Source organism: Pseudomonas sp. LBUM1653 (assembly GCF_059716115.1).
On sequence record NZ_CP166803.1, the window covers coordinates 2,168,024 to 2,182,642 of the forward strand.

Sequence of the window (14,619 nt, forward strand, 5' to 3'; positions counted from 1 at the left end):
GAACGACCTGCGCGGGGCTGGTCGCATGTGGAATGAAGGCGGTTCTACGCCAGGCTAGGTGTGCGGGCATTGCGCCGCCGGGCGCAGCATTCCACCGACGAGTGTGGGTGGTTTATGGAGGGAAAGTCTGTTCGGTAGCGAACATAGGCAATGGGGGCCGAATCATTAACCCCCTGATTCGAGGATACCCAGCATGTAGGCACGGTCCACCACGTGCTTGCGCGTGCCAGCCTGGAATTTCCCGAACAGATTTTTCAGATGCCATTTTACGGCTTGCTCACCGACATCCATTGTCAGGGCAATCTGCTTGTTTGACAGGTTACGTGCCAGCAACTGCAGCACCTCACGCTCTCTGGGGGTCAACAGCCGGCTGGGTGAAGCGCTTGCCGGCGATTGCGGCCGTGGCTTCGGGTCGGGAAGGGGGGTGGCCGGCATCAATGACCGGGCAGGTTCATGCCGGGCAGTCTGCGCCCACTTGACGAGATCGGGATGAGTGTCCTGAAGGATGCGCTGCAGACCGAATTCCTCAGCCAGGCTGATCGCCTCGAGCAGGCAAGGCAGACCATCGCCCCCCGACACCTTGAGCGCCAGGGCCTTGAGCAACTTGACCTGGACGATCTCGCGACCGCGCCGCAGGCGCTCGGCCGTCTCGTTGACGACAACCAATACGTCCAGAACAGTCTGCCAGTCGCGCTGTACGAGGGCGACGTAGGCGTTCGCCAGCCCGGCTACCAGGTTCAAATCGGGTCCCAGTAAGCCGTGTTGCTGGCCGGCGATATCCGGCAACAGCTGATCCAGTCGGCGCCAGAGTGCCTGGCAGGTCTCCCCCCGGCCATGCTGGGCGTTGAGGCGGATCTGTTCGCCCAGGGCCACCAGACAGAAACGCGCGATGCCGCGCTCTTCGCCGAGGGCGAACAGCGCCTCCAGCAGATCGTGGCTACGATGGGCCTGACCCTGTGCAGAAGCCAGGCGCGAAGCGGTGAGAAAACCCAGCACAATCGCATCCGGCGAGGACAGGTGCTCGACCACATCCAGACGATTGGCGAGTACCGTCGCGGCTTCCTGGATCTCATCACGTTCGTAAAGTGCCGTGGCCAGTCCACAGGCCATCCTCACCGCCACTGAACTGCGTCGGCCGATATCCTGTTCGGCACGTAACAGGCTCTCGCGCAGAGTGGCCTCGGCCGGCAACATGCGGCCCTCGTACAGATAGGTCAAACCCATTCCCCATCCACCGCTCCCGCTGATCGCATCGAGCCCCGAGCTCCATTCATAGTGTGGCGCGCGCTGCAAAATACGCCGGGACTTTTCCGGCTGGCCCTGAATCAGCGTCAAGCGAGCGATTTGAATGGCAAGAATCGCCTGTAGCTTGATCGACAGACGGGTTTGCGCTTCCGTCCAAGGGGTAATGATTGCCAGCGACTCGTCCGGCCGGTCGGCAAAAAAAGCCGCAGTAGCGGCGATCATCGCTGCTTCGCCACGCATCTCTTCATCGGCAGTCGGGTCTTGCTGAATACGGGCGATCAGCCTGGCTGCCTCAACGTGTCGTTCGCTCATCGCCAGCGACCAGGCCGCCGCCAGGCACATGCGCGGACGGCTCTCGACCTCTTCGTGGGGCAGCTCGGCGATCCATTCAAGCACCCGACTGTATTGTCCGCGCAGCATGACCTCGTACAGGCATTGTTCGATCATTTCGTAGGCTTTCGGGGCGCGCCCGGCCAACAGATATTGCCGCGCAGCCTCCTCGAAAAAGCTGTGCTCTTCGAGCCAGATCGCCGCCCGTTCATGGAAGGCTTGTCGTTGGACCAATGGCAGGCTGCTAAAAAGCCCCTTGAGAAACTCCCGGGCCAGGGGGTGAAGGCGAACCCAGTCGCTGTCGATCCCTTCGACGAAGATCGGTGTCGTAGCACACAGGCCCCGCAGCAATTCACCTGCCTGCTCATTGCCGGTGATGGCAACGCAGAGCGCGGGATGAACCGTGTCCAGCAAGGCGATGCAAATGAGGAAATCGAGCTGTTCGACAGGCAGGCGGGACACCAGGCTATCGACGAAGTAACGCTGGATATCGCCGGAACAGGCAGACAACCCATCAACGGCCGCGCTCAGGTTGGCGCTTTTCTCGATGGCAGTCATCGCCAGTTGCAGCCCCAGCGGCCACCCCTCGGTGATTTCATTGAGGCGCACACAAAGGTCCGTGTCGATGCGTGCCCCGAAACGGCTGCTGAGTATCGCCACGGTTTCTTCGACGCAAAAACGCAACTCATCGCTCGCCACTCTGGCGTATAGCCCGCGTGCCGACAGGTCGGCTACCTGCAGGTTCAAACGCTTGCGCGAGGCCATGACGATGCGCAGGTTGGTCGGTGCGTTGTGCAGCAGGTATGTCAGTGAATGACGCACAGTCGCCTCGGGCAATGCATCGGCTTCATCGAGAATCAACACAGTCTCACTGCCCAGGTCGGCAACCTCTGCCAGCCAGAAGGTCAACCCTTGCAGTTCGTCGCGGCCAGAGTCCGGCATCCGGTCAAGCATGTCGGCGAACGTCTGCCGGCCACTGCCAATGGCCATGGCCGCCGCCAGCCCCTGGGTAAAACGGATTGCATCGTCATGACCATCCAGCAGCAGCCAAGCAACCACCGCTCCGCGCGAGAGGAACTCACGACGCCATTGGGCGAGCAATGTGGTCTTGCCAAAACCAGCCGGGCCATGGACAGCAATCGCTACCTTATCCGCCAGCTCCGTTGAGTCGATGCAGAGTCGTTCCCGTAATCGGGCCGTTTTCTGGCTTCGCGGCGGGGTGGTCTTCAGGACCAGTTCCGGTTCTATGCGACACATTAGACGATGCCCCTCTCAGCGCGAGCCGTTTCCCATATCAGTGCGTGCCTCAAACAGAGATTTAGCCCGCTATTGAATACTCGGGACCCGTGGGTAAAGCCCTTCATCGAACTGACTCAATCTCGGGAACTCGAGGGGCCGATCCTGGCCGAGGTTTTCCAGCCTCTGTCGATAGGCCAGCAGAAACTCCTCTCGGGCCTGGGCACTGATGTACGGCACATGCCAGGCAACGAACGGCGGCAGGACCTCAAGCCCGACATAGGCCAGCGTTCCGCGCAGCAGCGGGCGCAACATATCCTCCAGCGGACCATGAATGGCGCCCTCGCCGAACATGTGTTCACGCCCGCCCAAGGTCACCGTGACCAATGCTTTCTTGCCGCGCAGACCGCCTTGATCGTAGAAACGCTTGCCGCCATAACAGGTCCCGGAGACCAGCACGCGGTCGATCCAGCCCTTGAGCATCGCTGGCGCGGAAAACCAGTAGACAGGAAAGTTGAGGATCAACAGGTCCGCCCACAACAGCTTGTCCAGTTCCTGCTGGATATCGGCCGCGAGGGTCTGGCCCTTGACGCCCAGGCGCTGCTCGAGTGCGTACACCAGGTACTCTGGATTCTCGCGGGTGCAGAAGTCCTGCGCACTGGCCACCGGGTTCCAGTCCATTGCGTACAGGTCGGACACCTGCACTTGATGCCCTTGCGCCTGCAGTGTCTCGACCGCTTGATCGCGTAGCGCAGCGGTGAAGGACCTGGGTTCGGGATGGGCGTGCACAATTAAAACGTTCATGGTGTTTCCTTGAAAGGGAAGGGCTGTCATTTGGTCCGAAACTCGCTACCGATGTGCGGCACATGCCAGGCAACGAGCGGTGGCAGCACTTCCAGCCCGACATAGTCCAGCGTGCGGCACAAGATCGGTCGCAATTTGTCTTCCAGAAGACGATGAATGGCGTCCGTGCCATACAGGTGTTCTCGCTCGCCCAAGGTCACCGTGACCAGCGCTTTCTTGGCGCACAGACCGCCTTGATCGCAAAAGCCCTTGCCGCCGTTGCCAGTGCCGCAGGCCCGCACACGGTCGATCCATGCCTTGAGCATAGCCGGCGCCGAAAACCAGCCATCGGCAAAGTTGAGGATCAGCAGGTCGGCCCACAGCAGCTGGTCCAGTTCTGGTTCGAAATCTGTCGTAAGAATCGGGTTCGCCCCCAGGGTGCAGTTCGTCGCATCGCAAATCTGCACCTGATGCCCTTGGGCTTGCAGGGCGTCCACCGCGTGGTCGTGCCAGGCAACGGTTAACAACTTCGGCTCAGGGTGTGCCTGTACGAGCAATACGTTCATGTGGGTTCCTTTAAATTGAAAAGGTGTCATTCGGTACCGACCGCACGTCCTAAGCCCCCGGTAATTTGTAGTCGCTCAATTGTTCGCGCAACCGCGCTTTGAGGATCTTGCCGGTGGCGCCGAGCGGGATCGCCTCGGCGAACACCACGTCGTCCGGAATCTGCCACTTGGCCGTCTTGCCCTCGTAAAAGGCCAACAGCTCTTCGCGCGAAATCTCACTACCGGGTTTGGTGACTACCACGACGATCGGGCGTTCGTCCCACTTCGGATGCGCCACGCCGATGCAGGCGGCCATCGCGATCGCCGGGTGCCCGACAGCGATGTTCTCGACCTCGATGGAGCTGATCCATTCGCCACCGGACTTGATCACGTCCTTGCTGCGATCGGTGATCTGCAGATAGCCGTCGGCATCGATGGTGGCGACGTCGCCGGTAGGGAACCAGCCGCGTTGTTGCGCATCGGGCACCAGCGGATCACCGCCCTCGCTCTTGAAATAGCCCTTGATCACCCACGGCCCCTTGACCAGCAGATCACCGGAAGTCTTGCCGTCCCACGGCAGCTTCCTGCCCTCGGCATCGACGATCTTCATGTCGACGCCGAAGATGCCACGGCCTTGTTTCATGCGGATCGCCAGCTGCTGCTCAGGCGATTGCCCAAGGTGCTTGTTTTTCAAGGTGCACAGCGTGCCCAGCGGCGACATCTCGGTCATGCCCCAGACATGCAACACCTCGACACCGTACTGCTGCTCAAAAGCCTTGATCATGGCCGGCGGGCAGGCCGAGCCGCCGATGACGGTGCGCTTGAGCGTCGAGAACTTCAGGCCGTTGGCCTCCATGTGCACCTGCATCATTTGCCACACGGTCGGCACGCCGGCGGCGAAGCTGACGTTCTCGGCGTCGATCAGCTCGAACACCGACTTGCCGTCGAGCGCCGGGCCGGGAAACACCAGTTTGGCGCCGACCATCGCGGCCGAGTAGGGGATGCCCCAGGCATTGACGTGGAACATCGGCACTACCGGCAGCACCGAATCACGCGCCGAGATCGCCATCACGTCCGGCAGGGCGGCAGCATAGGCATGCAGCATGGTGGAACGGTGACTGTAGAGCGCACCCTTCGGGTTGCCGGTGGTGCCGCTGGTGTAGCAAAGGCTCGACGCCGAATTCTCGTCGAAGCTGGGCCAGTCGTAGGTCGAGCCGTGCTGGCCGATCCACGCCTCGTAGCTCACCAGGTTGGGTATGCCACTGTTGACGGGCAACGTGTGCGCATCGCACAGGGCGATCCATTTTTTGACCGTGGGGCATTTGCCGTGCACCGCCTGCACGATCGGCAGAAAGCTGAGGTCGAAGCACAGGATCTGGTCTTCGGCATGATTTACGATCCAGGCAATCTGGTCGGGATGTAGCCGCGGGTTGATGGTGTGCAGAACGCGACCGCTACCGCTCACGCCGTAGTAGAGCTCCAGATGGCGATAACCGTTCCAGGCCAGGGTGGCGACGCGGTCGCTGAACTGCAGCTTTTCGTGGTCCAGCGCATTGGCCACCTGGCGTGAACGCGAGGCAACTTCACGCCAGGTGGTGCGATGCAGGTCACCTTCGACCCGCCGCGAAACGATCTCGGCGTCACCATGATGACTCTCCGCGAACTCGATCAACGACGAGATCAGCAACGGTTGGTCCTGCATCAAACCCAGCATCTGGAGTTCCTCTTATATATGTTATGGGAAACGGCGAGTAACAGATTGCTGACCCACGCAAACACCCGGCAAAGAGTGATCACGTGGGCGCTTTCAGTCGTTCACATGCGAGGCAGTATCTGCGCTCGGAGTACCGCTCGAATGACGGGTTGGGACATTCCGTTGACAGTTTGGGACATCAGCGTGCCATCCGCCGGACCGCGCAACGCCAGCGGCGTCCGCGTTTGTTTCTAAGCGTCGCCAGAGGAATGCGCAGTGGAAATGTTTTGCTCTTTGGCTGTTCGGCTCTGTGCCGCCAGCGCACTGCAGAAACCCCGCCGTTGCTGCAACATCTGCCAGTAGTTTCGAACCAATGGCGGGAACTGTTCCTCCAGGCCAATGAATCCAGCCAGCATCAGTGCGTACCCGACGGAAATGTCGGCGGCAGTGAACCGCTCCTGGCAAAGCCAGGTGCGACCCTCAAGGCCCGCTTCAAGCCCCTTCAGTCTGCCGAGGAACCAGCGTGTGTAGTCTTGCGCGACTTGAGGATTGCGCCGCGAAGGCTCTTCGAACCGGGCGTAGCGCAGGATAAGGGTCTGCGGAAAAGTGAGCGTCGCTTCGCCGAAGTGCAACCAATTGAGGTAGAGGCCGAAGTCGGGCTCATGCGATGCAACATCCAGATGCGACGTGCCAGAGCGCCGGGCAAGAAATTCGCAGATGGCGGATGACTCGGTCATCAGCAAATGGCCGTCGATCATCGCCGGTACGGTCCCCAGCGGATTGATCTCCAGGTAGTGCCGCGCATGGGCCCGTGGAGGGAAAGGCAACATTCTCAATTCATAGGTCATCCCTAACTCTTCAAGCATCCATAGAGGCCGAAATGAACGCGCACTCATGCAGTGGTAAAGAATGATCACTTTAAGCAGTCTCGCTGATGAAACAGTGGGTGGACCGCGAACCGCGGTCCTCGCTTTTCAAATACCCGGCAACCGGTAGTCGCTCAGCTGTTCGCGCAACAGCGCCTTGAGGATCTTGCCGGTGGCGCCAAGCGGGATCGCCTCGGCGAACACCACATCGTCCGGAATCTGCCACTTGGCCGTCTTGCCCTCGTAGAACGCCAACAGCTCCTCGCGCGAAACCTCGCCGCCGGGCTTCCTGGTCACCACGACAATCGGGCGTTCGTCCCACTTCGGATGTGCCACGCCAATGCAGGCGGCCATGGCAATGGCCGGGTGCGCAACCGCGATGTTCTCGACGTCGATGGAGCTGATCCATTCGCCACCGGACTTGATCACGTCCTTGCTGCGGTCGGTGATCTGCAGATAGCCGTCGGCATCGAGGGTGGCGACGTCGCCGGTGGGGAACCAGCCGCGTCCCTGTTCATCGGGCACCAACGGATCGCTGCCCTCATGCTTGAAGTAGCTCTTGACCACCCACGGCCCCGTGACCAGCAGGTCGCCGGAGGACTTGCCATCCCATGGCAGGTTCTTGCCTTCGGCATCGATGATCTTCATGTCGACGCCGAAGATGCCACGCCCCTGTTTCAGGCGGATGGCCATCTGCTGTTCCGGCGATTGCGTGAGGTGCTTGTTCTTCAACGTGCATAGCGTGCCCAGTGGTGACAGCTCGGTCATGCCCCAGGCATGTAACACCTCGACGCCGTACTGCTGCTGGAAGGCATTGATCATTGCTGGCGGACAGGCCGAGCCGCCGATCACGGTACGCTTGAGGGTCGAGAACGCGAGGCCGTTAACCTCCATGTGGCCCAGCATCATCTGCCACACAGTCGGCACGCCAGCGGCAAAGCTGACTTCCTCGGCCTCGATCAGCTCAAACACCGATTTGCCATCGAGCGCCGGGCCGGGAAACACCAGCTTGGCACCGACCAACGCGGCAGAGTAGGGGATACCCCAGGCGTTGACGTGGAACATCGGCACCACCGGCAGCACCGAATCGCGCGCCGAGATCGCCATCACGTCCGGCAGGGCGGCGGCATAGGCATGCAGCATGGTGGAACGGTGACTGTAGAGCGCGCCCTTGGGATTGCCGGTGGTGCCGCTGGTGTAGCAAAGGCTCGACGCCGAGTTCTCGTCAAAGCTGGGCCAGTCGTAGGTCGTGTCGTGCTTACCGATCCAGGCCTCGTAGCTCACCAGGTTGGGTATGCCACTGTCGACGGGCAACGTGTGCGCATCGCATAGGGCGATCCACTTTTTGACCGTGGGACATTGGCCGTGAACAGCCTGCACGATCGGCAGGAAGCTGAGATCAAAGCACAGGATCTGGTCTTCGGCATGGTTGGCGATCCAGGCAATCTGGTCGGGGTGCAGCCGAGGGTTGATGGTGTGCAGCACCCGACCCGTACCGCTTACGCCGTAGTACAGCTCCAGATGGCGATAACCGTTCCAGGCCAGGGTGGCGACGCGGTCGCTGAACTGCAGCTTTTCGTGGTCCAGCGCATTGGCCACCTGTCGCGAGCGCGCGGCGACCTCGCGCCAGGTGGTGTGGTGGATGTCGCCTTCGACCCGTCGCGAGACGATTTCGGCATCACCGTGGTGAAGCTCCGCGAACTCGATCAATGACGAAATCAGCAACGGTTGGTCTTGCATCAAACCCAGCATCGGGATGCTCCTGTTTCAATAGAACACTGTTGAAGTTCGCGGGCAGCGCAAACTCGCGACATGTCGTCAGACCGGGCGATCGCCCTTGATGCCAGCGCGCAGCAGGCGCCGCGGCTGCGGGTGGTAGTCGTAGCTCGCGTAATGCTGGGTCGAGCGGTTGTCCCAGGCGACGACGGTGTTCGGACGCCAGCGCAGGCGCATCTGGAGCTCGGGAATCGTCGCCCGCGAGGCCAGATAGGTCAGCATATGAGCGCGCTCGAACATGTCCTGGCCGTACTGCACCCGTTGGGCGGTGTGCCAGTTGGTGAAGCTGGTGACATAGCCCATGCACACATACAGGATCTTCTCGCCGGTCTCGGGGTGCGTGCGCACCACGGGATGCTCGGGGGGCGGATTCTTCGCCGCCGTCTCATGGCGCTTCTCGGTCGCCATGCCGCCGCAGAATGCGACCTCGATGCTGCTCCTGGCATACAGACCCTCGATCTGCTGTTTCACATGCTCCGGCAACGTCTCGTAGGCGAGTGCCATGTTGGCCCACAGCGTGTCGCCGCCGACCTCCGGGCAGGTCACGCAGCGCAACACCGCGCCCTTCAGCGGCTCAGGCTGGGACATGGTGTCCGAATGCCAGTTGTTCTCGAAACTTCTCATGTTCTGGGAACCCGAGATTGCCGGTCTTGCGGCTATATCGATAGCCAGGATCTTCGGCGCCTCCGGCATGCCGGGGTAGAGTGTGTGTTCATCGAGTTCGCCGAAGCACTCTGCAAAGGTCTGCTGTTGCAGCGGCGTGATGTCCTGGTCACGAAAGACCAGCACTTTGTGCTTGAGCCACAGTGCCCTGATCTCGGCGAACAGCTCGGCGTCCTGGCAAGCGTCGATCAGGCTGACGTTGCTGATCTCGGCCCCAAGGGCCGGCGACAGCAGCTCGATCTTCAGGGAGTTGTTGAGTGCCGAGGGGCGGACGATGGCCGGGGCACCTGCTATGGGACGGGTTACTTGAGATTCTGTCATCACTATCTCCTGGTACTGTCAGGTCATTGAGGGGTGGGTCGTCCTGGCCTTCCGGCAACGGAACTGGCGCCCACCCGCAAGAGGGGCCTAGCGCAGCGGAAAGCCCCGTTCGCCCGCACGGCGGTTCGGCGCCCAGCCGAGTTTGGCCAGCGTTTCATTGGCGTCGCGATAGTTCTCGCCGAGCTTGTAGATGCGCCGTGCTTCCTCGCCGTTGGCGACGTCGCGATTGAGTTCGCGGGCAATACGCACCATCGACTCGATCTGCTGCACCGAGGTCATGCGCTCGCCCGTCGGGCCGCGTAGCGTGTCCTCGATACCGACGCGCACATGCAGGCCGAGCGCGATCGCCATCGTGTTCATCGGGAATACGCTACGGCCGAGGCTCTCGATAGTGAGTACTGAGCCATCGGGCGTACGGCGTACGAACTCCAGCAGGTCGGCCGGATGCACGCCAGCTGCACCACCGCCAACCGCCGTATAGTTGAGGACCAGCGGACCGCAATACGCCCCGCGCCGCACCAGACGTTCGACCGAGTCCAGCGAGCTCAGGCCGGTCAGCATGAAATGCGGCTGGACGCCGTTGGCCACCAGACGGCGCAGGTGCTCCACATGCCACTCCGGATTGGACGGCACGACCATGTTGCGATAGGCCTCCTGCAGCGCCGGGTTCGCCAGTGAAGTGCCGGCAATGTCCTCCTCGGTGAACAGGTCCATCGCGTTAAACTGAGTGGTGTTGATCACCACCGTCACCTGATCGGCGCGTGGAGTGAGTTCGGCCAGCATGTGGCGCGTGTCGTCGCTCTGCCACTTCGCAGCCTCGCCCTCGTTCTCAGGGGCGAAGGAGATCGAGCCGCCGACCTGCAGGATCATCTGTGGCACGGCTTCACGCAGGCGTGCCAATAGCTCATTGAACTGCGACAGGCGCTTGCTGCCTTTGCCGTCTTCCTCACGCACGTGCACGTGCAGGACGGTGGCACCGGCGTTCCAGCAATCGACCGCTTTCTGGACTTGCTCATCCATGGTGACCGGGATGTCAGCGGAATCACCGGGTACCCATTCTGGCCCGTAGGGGGCGACCTGGATCACGAGTTTTTGCTGGTTTTCGGGCAACAGGGAGTCGTCGAGGAATTGCATGATGTGTGTCCTTCAGTTGTTGTTATTTCATCAGTGGCTTGTCGATGACGGCGGGGCCGGTCAATGAACGGCGTCGTCAATGATTGGGGGCGGTTTGTCTCGCTGGTGTTCAGCCGACAGATGCAGCCTGGCCTTGGGCATGTGCGGCCAGTTCTTCAAGCAGGATCGGTGCGCCCAGGCTCATCGTGTGAATGCCGAGCACGCTCACGCATTGCAGCACCGCGGTGATTTCTTCCTGGGAGGCACCCAGCTCGAGCGCCTTGCGGATGTGATTGCGCACACCCGGGCCATACATGTGGGTGCACGACGCGTCGACGGCGATCGCGATGAACTCGACGGTTTTCGCGTCGAGCACGCCCGACGCCAGTGGCGTCATGGCCATCGCCATGAATTTCTCGGTCCATGCCGGATCGAGCGCGGCAAACGGCTCCCAATTGGGGTTCCAGTAGCCACTTGCACGCAGCGAGTCACTGACGGGTGTAGCCGGCGCAGGTACTTGGGGCAGGTTCATCGCATGGGTTCCTTCAGTTCCGTTCGGATGGAGGAAGTATCCGCACTCGACGCGCCTTATGATTGACGGATGGGGACGCTCAATTACCATTTCGGGACGATTGGAGGACTGCATGTCCAATTTGCTGCGTAGCGCCAGCCTGACCGGTTTCTCCGAAGTCGCGCGCAACGCCGGCCTCAACCCCTACGCGATGCTCGCCGAGGCCGGCCTGCCCGCGGGCGCCTTGCGTGACCCTGATCTGAAGGTGCCTGCGGATGCCGTTCTGCACCTGCTCGAACTGTGCGCGGACCGCAGCGGTGACCTGGCCTTCGGGTTGCGCATGGCCGAATTGCGCCGTCTTTCCAATCTCGGGCCAGTGAGCCTGCTCGTGCGCGAGGAGCCGACGCTGCGACGCGCGCTCGATGTGCTCGTACGCTTTCGCAGCCTTTACAATGCGGCGATGTACCTGAAGGTCGAAGAAACGGGCGACATGGTCGTCATCCGCGAGGAGGTGATCGTCGGCAAGGCCGCGCCGGTGCGGCAATCCTCCGAGTTGGTGATCGCTGTCCTGTTCCTCATGTTGAAAGTATTTCTCGGCCCGAACTGGCGTGCAAAGCGCGTCTGTTTCGCCCACGCGGCACCGAAGGACCGCACGGTTCATTGGCGCGTATTCGGTCGCAACGTCGAGTTCGGGCACGACTTCAACGGCATCATCTGCAACGCGCGGGATCTCGACACGCCGAACCCCACTGCCGATCCCGTGATCGCCCGATATGCACGCCAGATGCTCGAAGCGAGCCTGCACGGCGGCAACGTCAAGAAGGTCACCAACGATGTGCGACAGCTGGTGTTCGTGCTCCTGCCCGCCGGTCATTGCACCGTCGAGTTAGTGGCACAGCATCTCGGGGTGGACCGGCGTTCGGTCCATCGGCAGCTCGCAAAAGAAGGCGAGACCTTCAGCGGCATTGTCGAGGCGGCGCGGCACGAGCTGGCTGCGCGTTACATCGACGAGGGTGAGCGGCCGCTTTCAGAGGTGTCCGGACTGCTGGGTTTCTCGGCGCCGAGCGCGTTCTCGCGCTGGTATCGGCAGCATTATGGCGTCAGCGCGGCGCAGCGGCGGGCGACGTCAAAAACAAAAAGCCCCGACTTCCACGAGGAAAATCAGGGGCCTGGTTTGTAACGAAGCGTCGACGCTTGGTCCCCGACGACCTTCAGTTGCGCGGACCGAAGTCCTCGCGACTCAAAGGCCCGGGAGTTTGTAGTCGCTCAGTTGTTCGCGCAACCGCGCCTTGAGGATCTTGCCGGTGGCGCCGAGCGGGATCGCCTCGGCGAACACCACGTCGTCCGGAATCTGCCACTTGGCCGTCTTGCCCTCGTAAAAGGCCAACAGCTCTTCGCGCGAAATCTCACTACCGGGTTTGGTGACTACCACGACGATCGGGCGTTCGTCCCACTTCGGATGCGCCACACCGATGCAGGCCGCCATCGCGATCGCCGGATGCGCAACCGCGATGTTTTCGACGTCGATGGAGCTGATCCACTCGCCGCCGGACTTGATCACGTCCTTGCTGCGGTCGGTGATCTGCAGATAGCCATCGGCATCGAGGGTGGCGACGTCGCCGGTGGGGAACCAGCCGCGCCCTTGCGCATCGGGCACCAGCGGGTCACCGCCCTCGCTCTTGAAGTAGCCCTTGACCACCCACGGTCCCTTGACCAGCAGATCGCCGGAAGTCTTGCCATCCCACGGCAGTTTCTTGCCCTCGGCATCGACGATCTTCATGTCGACGCCGAAAATGCCACGGCCCTGCTTCAGGCGGATCGCCATCTGCTGTTCCGGCGATTGCGCAAGGTGCTTGTTTTTCAAGGTGCACAGCGCGCCCAGCGGCGACAACTCGGTCATGCCCCAGCCGTGCAGCACTTCGACGCCATATTGGTGCTGAAAGGCATTGATCATGGCTGGCGGACAGGCCGAGCCGCCAATGAGGGTGCGCTTCAAGATCGAGAACTGCAGACCATGGGTTTGCATATGGCCCAGCATCATCTGCCACACCGTCGGCACGCCGGCGGCAAGACTGACTTTTTCGGACTCGATCAGCTCGAATACCGATTTGCCATCGAGCGCCGGGCCGGGAAATACCAGCTTGGCGCCGACCAACGCGGCCGAGTAGGGGATGCCCCAGGCATTGACGTGGAACATCGGCACCACCGGCAGCACCGAATCGCGCGCCGAGATCGCCATCACGTCCGGCAGGGCGGCGGCATAGGCATGCAACATGGTTGAGCGGTGACTGTAGAGCGCGCCCTTGGGATTGCCGGTGGTGCCGCTGGTGTAGCAAAGGCTCGACGCCGAGTTCTCGTCGAAGACGGGCCAGTCGTAGGTTGAGCCGTGCTGGCCGATCCAGGCTTCGTAGCTCACCAGGTTGGGCACACCACTGTCGACGGGCAGCGTGTGCGCATCGCACAGGGCAATCCATTTTTTGACCGTGGGGCATTTGCCGTGAACAGCCTGCACGATCGGCAGAAAGCTGAGATCGAAGCACAGGATCTGGTCTTCGGCATGATTTACGATCCAGGCAATCTGGTCGGGGTGCAGTCGCGGGTTGATGGTGTGCAGCACGCGGCCAGTGCCGCTTACGCCATAGTAGAGCTCCAGGTGGCGATAACCGTTCCAGGCCAGGGTGGCGACGCGGTCGCTGAACTGCAGCTTTTCGTGGTCCAGCGCATTGGCCACCTGTCGCGAGCGCGAGGCGACTTCGCGCCAGCTTGTGCGATGGATGTCGCCTTCGACCCGTCGCGAGACGATTTCGGCATCACCGTGGTGAAGCTCCGCGAACTCGATCAATGACGAAATCAGCAACGGTTGGTCTTGCATCAAACCCAGCATCTGGATGCTCCTGAATGCAACAAACTTGAAAATTCGCGGATGCCGAAAGGGGTGACGACACTCGACATCCTTGAATGGGATATGGGGTACTCAGCGCGTCGTGCTGAGCTGTGCAATGAACGCTTGCGCCTGGGGCCAATCGCCGTGTCCCGATGCTGGATTCAGGTGGCCGACCTGGCCCAGGTCAGCGAGCTCGCTTCCCCAATCGAATGCCAGTGCGGCGACGCGCTCGAAGCTTCCCAAGGGGTCATTGCGACTGGCGCCGACGATGCTGCGAAAGGGCAGCCTGGATCGTGGCACCGGCAGCCAGCCGCCCGCGAGCAGCGCTTGCATGGTGGGATTACCCTGCGGTGCGGGGGATTCCAGATCGGGTGGCGTGGCCAGTAACGCGCCTTGCACCGGGCGCCTGGTCTGCAGCGCCCAGTGCGCCACCATGATGCAGCCGGCGCTGTGTGCGACGATCACCAGTGGGCCATCGATGGCTTGTGCCTCGCGCTCGATGGCCGCGATACGGGCGGCGCAGTCCAGGTCCTCGCGCCCCATCGGCGCAACGCTGCGAACACGCGGCAGGCGTGCCGCCAACAACGTCTGCCAGTGCTGTGGCACCTCGTCGCGCAAGCCGGGGACGATGAGAATGGTTGGCTCGGTCATGG

General features: G+C 61.8%; 11 protein-coding genes and 1 pseudogene. 1 reads left to right on the forward strand and 11 read right to left on the reverse strand.

Annotated features, from left to right (window positions below; translation table 11 throughout):
* Nucleotides 1–165: 165 nt before the first annotated feature.
* The 9 genes and pseudogenes from ACA054_RS09870 to ACA054_RS09910 all read right to left on the reverse strand — a co-directional run bounded on the left by ACA054_RS09870 (nt 166) and on the right by ACA054_RS09910 (nt 11,103).
* The gene (locus ACA054_RS09870) at nt 166–2,832 is read right to left on the reverse strand and encodes a winged helix-turn-helix domain-containing protein (protein ID WP_497689210.1); all 2,667 of its coding nucleotides are present in this window, start codon (nt 2,830–2,832) and stop codon (nt 166–168) included.
* A 69-nt stretch (nt 2,833–2,901) separates the two neighbouring features.
* On the reverse strand, nt 2,902–3,615 hold the full coding sequence (locus ACA054_RS09875; RefSeq protein WP_497689211.1) for an NAD(P)H-dependent oxidoreductase: 714 nt from the start codon (nt 3,613–3,615) through the stop codon (nt 2,902–2,904).
* A gap of 35 nt (nt 3,616–3,650) precedes the next feature.
* Nucleotides 3,651–4,160: pseudogene (locus tag ACA054_RS09880) on the reverse strand (NAD(P)H-dependent oxidoreductase); the annotation flags it as partial.
* A 49-nt stretch (nt 4,161–4,209) separates the two neighbouring features.
* The gene (locus tag ACA054_RS09885; protein ID WP_497689212.1) at nt 4,210–5,853 is read right to left on the reverse strand and encodes a 3-(methylthio)propionyl-CoA ligase; all 1,644 of its coding nucleotides are present in this window, start codon (nt 5,851–5,853) and stop codon (nt 4,210–4,212) included.
* A 230-nt stretch (nt 5,854–6,083) separates the two neighbouring features.
* A complete protein-coding gene (locus ACA054_RS09890) occupies nt 6,084–6,749 on the reverse strand; it encodes a glutathione S-transferase family protein (RefSeq protein WP_497689213.1) in 666 nt (221 codons plus the stop codon).
* A gap of 57 nt (nt 6,750–6,806) precedes the next feature.
* The gene (locus tag ACA054_RS09895; RefSeq protein ID WP_497689214.1) at nt 6,807–8,450 is read right to left on the reverse strand and encodes a 3-(methylthio)propionyl-CoA ligase; all 1,644 of its coding nucleotides are present in this window, start codon (nt 8,448–8,450) and stop codon (nt 6,807–6,809) included.
* A 66-nt stretch (nt 8,451–8,516) separates the two neighbouring features.
* Nucleotides 8,517–9,383: a TauD/TfdA dioxygenase family protein gene (locus ACA054_RS09900; protein WP_497690267.1), complete on the reverse strand. Its 867-nt coding sequence runs from the start codon at nt 9,381–9,383 to the stop codon at nt 8,517–8,519.
* Nucleotides 9,384–9,545: 162 nt separating this feature from the next.
* Complete coding sequence (locus ACA054_RS09905) at nt 9,546–10,592, reverse strand: beta-keto acid cleavage family enzyme (protein ID WP_497689215.1); 1,047 nt, start codon at nt 10,590–10,592, stop codon at nt 9,546–9,548.
* A gap of 109 nt (nt 10,593–10,701) precedes the next feature.
* Nucleotides 10,702–11,103 carry a carboxymuconolactone decarboxylase family protein gene (locus ACA054_RS09910; RefSeq protein WP_497689216.1) on the reverse strand — a complete coding sequence of 134 codons (402 nt, stop codon included), beginning with the start codon at nt 11,101–11,103 and terminating at the stop codon, nt 10,702–10,704.
* A 112-nt stretch (nt 11,104–11,215) separates the two neighbouring features.
* Here ACA054_RS09910 and ACA054_RS09915 point away from each other — a divergent pair, with 112 nt between their 5' ends.
* Complete coding sequence (locus ACA054_RS09915) at nt 11,216–12,262, forward strand: AraC family transcriptional regulator (protein WP_497689217.1); 1,047 nt, start codon at nt 11,216–11,218, stop codon at nt 12,260–12,262.
* Between the two features lie 60 nt (nt 12,263–12,322).
* Here the strand turns inward: ACA054_RS09915 and ACA054_RS09920 are convergent, their stop codons facing one another.
* Both ACA054_RS09920 and ACA054_RS09925 read right to left on the reverse strand, forming a co-directional pair.
* Nucleotides 12,323–13,966 carry a 3-(methylthio)propionyl-CoA ligase gene (locus tag ACA054_RS09920; protein WP_497689218.1) on the reverse strand — a complete coding sequence of 548 codons (1,644 nt, stop codon included), beginning with the start codon at nt 13,964–13,966 and terminating at the stop codon, nt 12,323–12,325.
* 90 nt (nt 13,967–14,056) lie between these two features.
* Complete coding sequence (locus tag ACA054_RS09925) at nt 14,057–14,617, reverse strand: RBBP9/YdeN family alpha/beta hydrolase (RefSeq protein WP_497689219.1); 561 nt, start codon at nt 14,615–14,617, stop codon at nt 14,057–14,059.
* Nucleotides 14,618–14,619 lie beyond the last annotated feature (2 nt).